The following is a 6,159-nucleotide window of genomic DNA, read 5'->3' as shown; positions in this document are numbered from 1 at the left end:
GGCTCGGCGCTCGCCCGCGGAAAGCGAGCGGAATGCTTCGGAAAACAACAGTAGAGTCACAGTGCCAAATGAAAAAAGCGAGGTATTCAACGATTTACTCGTTAAATACCTCGCGATGTGAGAAGATATAGACTTTTTCAGTGCCTTCCTCATTTGAGGGGGCTCTGTTATTTACTTTATTAAATCTCATGATGTGATTTTGGTTTTGGTCCTAGCTCTTCGGGTTCAATATCTGCAAATGTCTCGCCCTCTTCTTCCAAATCACGCATACGATGTGCAATACGGGATGCGGCTGAAGCTGCAATACTGCCCACTAAATCATCTAAAAACGTATTTACATGATGACCAGGTTCTGTATCCAACTTCTTAATAATACCTATTTTTTGCTTATCTAAGTGTCCGAAAGTCGTTACTGCTATGCTACCGTATGTAAAAACAGATCCAAGTGCGATTGTTTCATCCACACCAAATAAACCCTCATCGGATTCTATTATTTGCTGTAATGGTGCCGATAATAACTTTTTCTCTGCCAGTTCATCTAATTCAATCCCTACTAATAGAGCATGTTGAACTTCACGCTTACGTAATACACGCTCAACAGAATGAACACAGTGGTCTAACGTTAAACCTTTGTTATAGGATTTTTGCATTTCATAAACGATTTTTGCAATATCCTCTATCGATACACCACGACGAATAAGTGCAGCTTGAGCTGCCTTCGCTACTTCATCAGAGTGTATGCGAGTATTTTTATCATGCATAACTATCCCTCACTTCGATTTTTATTGCTAGAATAGTGCTAGCCCAACCTATTATACCTTTACTTTGAGTATATGGTACAATTTCGTTACAAACACGAGAAGGAGTGTCATCATTGGATAAGGGAACTGTACAGGATTTAAAGTTCTATAGTGAAGCATTACAGGAGGAATTACCGCTCTATATTTATGTTCCTGCAAATTATTCTCCACTATATAAATATAATATTTTAATTGCGTCAGACGGAAAAGATTATTTCCAACTTGGAGGTATTACAAAACTTGCCGATGAACTTATCGATGACTATGAAATCGAAAATCTAATCATTGCCTTCGTTCCTTATAAGGACATTAAGGATCGACGCCATAAATATATTCCAAGCGGAGAGCAACATGAAGCATATCTTCGTTTTTTAGCTCATGAGCTTGTGCCGTATTTAGATGCTGAATATGCAACATATCAAATGGGCATGAGTCGAGGGGTTATTGGTGACTCAATGGCTGCAACCGCTTCCTTAATGGCCGCATTAAAATACCCAAGTATTTTTGGCAAGGTTATTTTACAATCACCGTATGTTGATGAAGATGTTTTGCAAGCTGTAGAGAATTTTAAAGATCCAGGAGCAATTTCCATTTATCATATTGTCGGTAAAGAAGAAGATAAAGTTGTCACGATGGATAAAACCATTAAAGATTTTTTAACACCAAATCGTCAGCTTCATAATCTCATGATAAACAAAGGATTTTCTACATTTTATGAAGAATTTGATGGCAATCATACATGGAAATATTGGAAACCTGATTTACGCCGCGCATTAATTGAAAATTTTAATTAATTAAGACGATTCAAATTACGAAATCGGAAATTTCTGTTATACTTAAATTAAAATTTGTTTATTTTCGGGAGGTAATGGCCTATGAAATATGGTATTGTAGCATTTCCATCAAAAAAATTACAAGATTTAGCGAATACTTATCGAAAACGTTACGATCCTCATTATGCGAAAATTACTCCGCATATAACATTAAAGGATAGCTTCGAGGCAACGGATGAAGCTATTCAATCTGTCGTAAAACAATTAGATGGGCTGGCTGCCAAATATGCACCTTTAAACATTCATGCATTACGCATAAGTTCATTTTTCCCAACAACAAATGCGATTTATTTCCGTATTGAACCAACTGAACAATTAACAACATTACACGAAGCTCTAGAAGAAATAGTACCTTTTGGTGAGTCAAAACACGTATTTGTACCACATATTACAATTGCTCAAAAAATGACAGATTCCGAGCACGATGATATCTTTGGGCAATTACGTATGACAGGTGTTGACGAAAAAGATACAATTGATCGTATACATCTTTTATATCAATTGGAAGATGGCTCGTGGACAACGTATGAAACTTTCCGATTGACTGGGGCTGAGTAATCTGTATAACGTAAAGATTGTTGAAACAACTAAAGAACATGAGGATGCGTTTGCAGTCCGCAAGCAAGTTTTTGTTGAAGAGCAAGGTGTGCCGCTTCATCTAGAATGTGATGCTGAGGATGCATCTGCAACGCATTTCATTATGTATGAAGACAATGACCCTGTAGGTGCTGCACGTTTACGAAGTATCGAGAACGATGCCGCAAAAATTGAACGTGTTTGTATTTTACAAAGTCAACGCGGTAAAAAACTAGGTGCTTTAATAATGAAGGAAATGGAGAAGCACGCCATTTTAATTAATAAGAAAAAGCTAAAACTTCATGCACAAAGCTATGCTATTCCGTTTTATGAAAAGCTTGGCTATACGGTAACATCTCCTGAATTTATGGATGCTGGTATCCCACATCGTGCTATGGAAAAAATAATTTAACTTTTTGGTAAAAATTCCTCTCGGCAGATGTCCAAACTGAAATAGCGGAAATCAGTCTATGAACGGATGCAAATAGGCCGAGGCATATTTGATCAAATAGGGTGTTACGAAAATGCTGAGGCATTCGTAACACCCTTTTTTATTGCACTACAAAGCTTTAAAGGTTGATTTATAAATGAAAATTCATTTAAATCAACCTTTTAAATATATTACTTTGCCTAGTAGATTCATGTTATTTCATCATTTTTGTAATTTTATCTAAATCTAGTGAATTACCATCTTGAATAATTGATTGTACTAACTTATCTTCAAGCTCTTGCGTAATTTGTCTTTTGGACATTTTACTTACGCGTCGTACGATTTTTCTTACTTGTTTTTCATTTTTAAAATCAGCATGTTGAATTTCATTTGCTAGAGCAAAGATTTCATCCATTGATACTCCAGTTTTTTGTTCAATTGAATTAAAAAGTGAGCGATTCATGTTCCCCCTCCTATCAGTTTAAATTCACATTTATTCCTACTGTTGTTCTCATGCACGAACCATATGACAACTAGTGAAGGCTTTAAACTTTATTCAGAAAATCGAGCACTCTGAAGAAAAGCTAAAGCCTCTATCTACTGTCACAATCAATTATGCCTCGGCATATTGGCTTTGTGCTTTGGCCTGCACGATGCAGGTCAATTAGCCGTTATCACATGGATGCAATGATTTTAGGCTAACATATTCCGAAACATCCGCCGGAGGCTTTGGTCCAACACGATGTTGGTCACTCAGTCGTTGCCACAGGACGTGGCGTTCTTAGACTGAGTTCCTCTATTTCAGCAAATGTTTGGACATCCGCTAAAAATAGCTAAACCCGCATTCATCTCACCACCGATAACGGTGGGTGACTTCTGCTAAAAGAAGTTAATCAAATTATATGCAAGCAGCACCTACAATGATCAGAAGAATGAATAGGACAACAATTAAAATAAATGTTGAACTATGTCCATGTCCGTAACCATAGTAACCACCGCCATAGCAGCCGTCATGGTGACCGCCATAGTAACCTCCATAATCTCCTCCGTAACAACCATCAGCATGCCCTCCATACGGATGCGCACCCCAGCCTTGATATCCCATAAAAATACCCCTCCCTTCTACAACCTATCATATGTTAGCGTTGTAAAAATGGGTGGGGTATTCGTCTAATCAACATTTCCTTTAGGTTTAAATATTAATGCTCCGATAAAGCCAAAAACAACTGCAGAACTGATTCCTGAGCTTGTCACCTCAAACATTCCAGTTAACACACCTACAAGCCCATGTTTTTCCGCTTCAACAATTGCACCTTGCGTCAAGGAATTTCCAAAAGATGTAATAGGAACAGTTGCTCCAGCACCAGCAAAATTAATGAGTGGTTCATACAAACCCATTCCGGAAAGAATAGCACCAGCTACGACTAGAGTACTCAATGTATGTCCAGGTGTTAATTTACCAAAATCCATTAATAATTGACCTATGGCGCAAATAATGCCTCCTACAAAAAATGCAATCACAAATGTCATAAACATAGTTTTTTCGCCTCATTCCATTGTAATTTCAATCGCATGCGCCGTACAGGGGATTGTCTCGCCCTGTTGAAATGTAAGCGGAGACAATAATGCTCCTGTCGCCACAAGAAGGACTCGTTTATAGGTACCTGCTCGCATCTGTTGAATCACATAACTAAAAAAAACAGCTGCCGAACAACCCGCGCCACTTGCACCGGATTGGAATGTTTCATCCTGTCCATAAAACTCTGCACCTGCATCACGTAAAGGTTGTAACTCCTCACTCTTTATGCCACTTTCAAGAAACATACCTTTTAGAAGTTTTAAGCCAAGCTGACCTAAATCACCTGTTAAAATTAAATCATAGTGGTAAATTTTTTGATTACGCTGTTCTAAATGTGATTGAATCGTCTGAAAAGCAGCTGGTGCCATCGCTGCGCCCATGTGAAATGGATCATCCATACCGTAATCAACCGATTTTCCAACAGTTGCTGCTTCAATTGAAGGGTATTCTTCATGATGTTTACCAACTAGAGCATATCCTGCAGCCGTTACGGTCCATTGAGCTGTTTGGGGCTTTTGTGAGCCATAATCGATTGGATAGCGGAATTGTCGCTCAACCGCATTGTGTTGACTAGATGCACCTGCTAGCGCTAATTTGGAGGCGCCTACTTCTGTTAAAAGGCTCGCAACAATTAATGAAGATATAGAGGTGGCACACGCTGAGAATAATCCGATAAAAGGAATGTCTAAATCTCTGGCCGCAAAATTGGTTGGTGTCATTTGATTAATTAAATCGCCGCCCATAAAATAATCAATATCTGCGCTTTTCACGCCTGCTTTTTTCATGGCGAATTCACAGGCTTCTTCAACCATTTTTCGATGCCCTTGTTCATTTGTTTTCATTTGCCAACGTTCATCATCGAAGGTCGCATCAAAATATTGACTAAATATACTACGTTTCTCTAGTGGACCAGCTACCACACCACCTGCTATTAAGGAAGGCTTCGATTGAAAGACAATTACCATGAAACCACTCCTATCGTCACAAGAATGAATTTAATAAGTGCTATAAAAAAGGCGGAGACAACACCAAATAATACAACTGATCCAGCTAATTTAAATATATTTCCACCGACACCAAGTACTAATCCTTCAGATCTATACTCAATGGCTGCAGAAACAACAGCATTACCAAACCCTGTTACAGGTACAGCGGATCCAGCTCCAGCAAATTGACCAATTTTTTTATATAAGCCAAACCCTGTTAATATCATGGCGAAAAATATTAATGTTGCAACTGTTGGATTTCCGACTGTCGCTTCGGTAAAATCAAAGAATATCATATAAAAAAGGGATACGGCCTGTCCGATTGTACAAATAAGTCCACCTACTAGAAACGCCTTTGCAACATTTTTAAAATAAGGCGGTTTTGGCGTGACATTTTGCTCTAATTGCTGATATTGTTCCTTTTCCATTATGTTTCCTCCTTTGCTAGATTTTTCAATTTCTTAATTTTATCTTTCAGCTTATTATCTTCAACTTGTTCCCTTTTTATTTTATTGGCTTCATAAAATATTTTATAATCAGCTGAGACAAAAACATCTTTGTTTGGATATTTTTCATCAAATTTCTTTTGCAACTTTTTCTCTAATTTAGTCTTTTTCCACTTATCCCACGGTTTAATTTGCACAGCCACAAGCATACTATTGTCATATTGAATAACCGTTGTTTTGTCTACAAATTTCTGTTCTTTTAAAATGGCTTCAACTTCCTTTTCATTTTCCGGTGAACCATAGACAATAAATTTTTCTTTTTCACCGCAACCACTTAAAAGCGATAAACTGACTAATAGAGGTAACATTATTCCTAACAGCTTCAAGCTTTTACCCTCCTTTTCTTTAAAGTTTCTCCAACCATAAAAAAACTATTCATTTAACTATATATACGAAAGCCCGAGTCCATTTTTCAGAAGCACATATTGTAGAAGTAGTAACAAGGAAAG

The 6,159-nt window shown here is 37.7% G+C and carries 10 protein-coding genes; 3 read left to right on the top strand and 7 right to left on the bottom strand.

Going from position 1 to position 6,159, the window contains the following annotated elements:
• Window positions 1-179 precede the first annotated feature (179 nt).
• Window positions 180-761, bottom strand: coding sequence for a phosphatidylglycerophosphatase A family protein (locus ACIQ7N_RS19950; RefSeq protein WP_132363897.1), 582 nt, complete (start codon window positions 759-761; stop codon window positions 180-182).
• A gap of 113 nt (window positions 762-874) precedes the next feature.
• Here ACIQ7N_RS19950 and ACIQ7N_RS19945 point away from each other — a divergent pair, with 113 nt between their 5' ends.
• The 3 genes from ACIQ7N_RS19945 to ACIQ7N_RS19935 all read left to right on the top strand — a co-directional run bounded on the left by ACIQ7N_RS19945 (window position 875) and on the right by ACIQ7N_RS19935 (window position 2,621).
• Window positions 875-1,594, top strand: coding sequence for an alpha/beta hydrolase (locus tag ACIQ7N_RS19945; RefSeq protein WP_132363899.1), 720 nt, complete (start codon window positions 875-877; stop codon window positions 1,592-1,594).
• Window positions 1,595-1,675: 81 nt separating this feature from the next.
• Entirely contained in the window at window positions 1,676-2,191 is a 516-nt protein-coding gene (locus tag ACIQ7N_RS19940) for a YjcG family protein (RefSeq protein ID WP_132363901.1), read from the top strand.
• A 1-nt stretch (window position 2,192) separates the two neighbouring features.
• Entirely contained in the window at window positions 2,193-2,621 is a 429-nt protein-coding gene (locus ACIQ7N_RS19935; RefSeq protein WP_402935415.1) for a GNAT family N-acetyltransferase, read from the top strand.
• A 232-nt stretch (window positions 2,622-2,853) separates the two neighbouring features.
• On the opposite strand, the gene ACIQ7N_RS19930 is transcribed toward ACIQ7N_RS19935, so the two are convergent.
• The 6 genes from ACIQ7N_RS19930 to ACIQ7N_RS19905 all read right to left on the bottom strand — a co-directional run bounded on the left by ACIQ7N_RS19930 (window position 2,854) and on the right by ACIQ7N_RS19905 (window position 6,036).
• Entirely contained in the window at window positions 2,854-3,102 is a 249-nt protein-coding gene (locus ACIQ7N_RS19930; protein ID WP_132363905.1) for a stage VI sporulation protein F, read from the bottom strand.
• A 435-nt stretch (window positions 3,103-3,537) separates the two neighbouring features.
• A complete protein-coding gene (locus ACIQ7N_RS19925; RefSeq protein ID WP_402935408.1) occupies window positions 3,538-3,744 on the bottom strand; it encodes a YjcZ family sporulation protein in 207 nt (68 codons plus the stop codon).
• 65 nt (window positions 3,745-3,809) lie between these two features.
• The gene (gene spoVAE / locus ACIQ7N_RS19920; RefSeq protein WP_402935412.1) at window positions 3,810-4,169 is read right to left on the bottom strand and encodes a stage V sporulation protein AE; all 360 of its coding nucleotides are present in this window, start codon (window positions 4,167-4,169) and stop codon (window positions 3,810-3,812) included.
• Window positions 4,170-4,187: 18 nt separating this feature from the next.
• Window positions 4,188-5,183, bottom strand: a complete 996-nt coding sequence (locus tag ACIQ7N_RS19915; protein WP_248717961.1) for a stage V sporulation protein AD — start codon at window positions 5,181-5,183, stop codon at window positions 4,188-4,190.
• Window positions 5,177-5,632 carry a stage V sporulation protein AC gene (gene spoVAC / locus ACIQ7N_RS19910; protein ID WP_274069105.1) on the bottom strand — a complete coding sequence of 152 codons (456 nt, stop codon included), beginning with the start codon at window positions 5,630-5,632 and terminating at the stop codon, window positions 5,177-5,179. Before spoVAC ends, ACIQ7N_RS19915 begins: the two co-directional genes overlap by 7 nt.
• On the bottom strand, window positions 5,632-6,036 hold the full coding sequence (locus tag ACIQ7N_RS19905) for a YhcN/YlaJ family sporulation lipoprotein (protein ID WP_274069104.1): 405 nt from the start codon (window positions 6,034-6,036) through the stop codon (window positions 5,632-5,634). The genes spoVAC and ACIQ7N_RS19905 overlap by 1 nt, the downstream gene beginning before the upstream one ends.
• Between the last annotated feature and the right edge of the window lie 123 nt (window positions 6,037-6,159).

The sequence above is a fragment of the Lysinibacillus sp. NPDC095746 genome, from assembly GCF_044763535.1.
In the GTDB taxonomy this organism is placed as follows: domain Bacteria; phylum Bacillota; class Bacilli; order Bacillales_A; family Planococcaceae; genus Lysinibacillus.
Note: the sequence above shows the minus strand (reverse complement) of the source record. Positions and strands in the feature narration are given on the sequence as shown.

Excerpts from the sequence above, each read along its gene's own strand:
- spoVAC (WP_274069105.1), bottom strand. The coding sequence starts at position 5,632 with ATGGAAAAGGAACAATATCAGCAATTAGAGCAAAATGTCACGCCAAAA.
- ACIQ7N_RS19925 (WP_402935408.1), bottom strand. The coding sequence starts at position 3,744 with ATGGGATATCAAGGCTGGGGTGCGCATCCGTATGGAGGGCATGCTGAT.
- ACIQ7N_RS19950 (WP_132363897.1), bottom strand. The coding sequence starts at position 761 with ATGCATGATAAAAATACTCGCATACACTCTGATGAAGTAGCGAAGGCA.
- spoVAE (WP_402935412.1), bottom strand. The coding sequence starts at position 4,169 with ATGACATTTGTGATTGCATTTTTTGTAGGAGGCATTATTTGCGCCATA.
- ACIQ7N_RS19930 (WP_132363905.1), bottom strand. The coding sequence starts at position 3,102 with ATGAATCGCTCACTTTTTAATTCAATTGAACAAAAAACTGGAGTATCA.
- ACIQ7N_RS19915 (WP_248717961.1), bottom strand. The coding sequence starts at position 5,183 with ATGGTAATTGTCTTTCAATCGAAGCCTTCCTTAATAGCAGGTGGTGTG.
- ACIQ7N_RS19940 (WP_132363901.1), top strand. The coding sequence starts at position 1,676 with ATGAAATATGGTATTGTAGCATTTCCATCAAAAAAATTACAAGATTTA.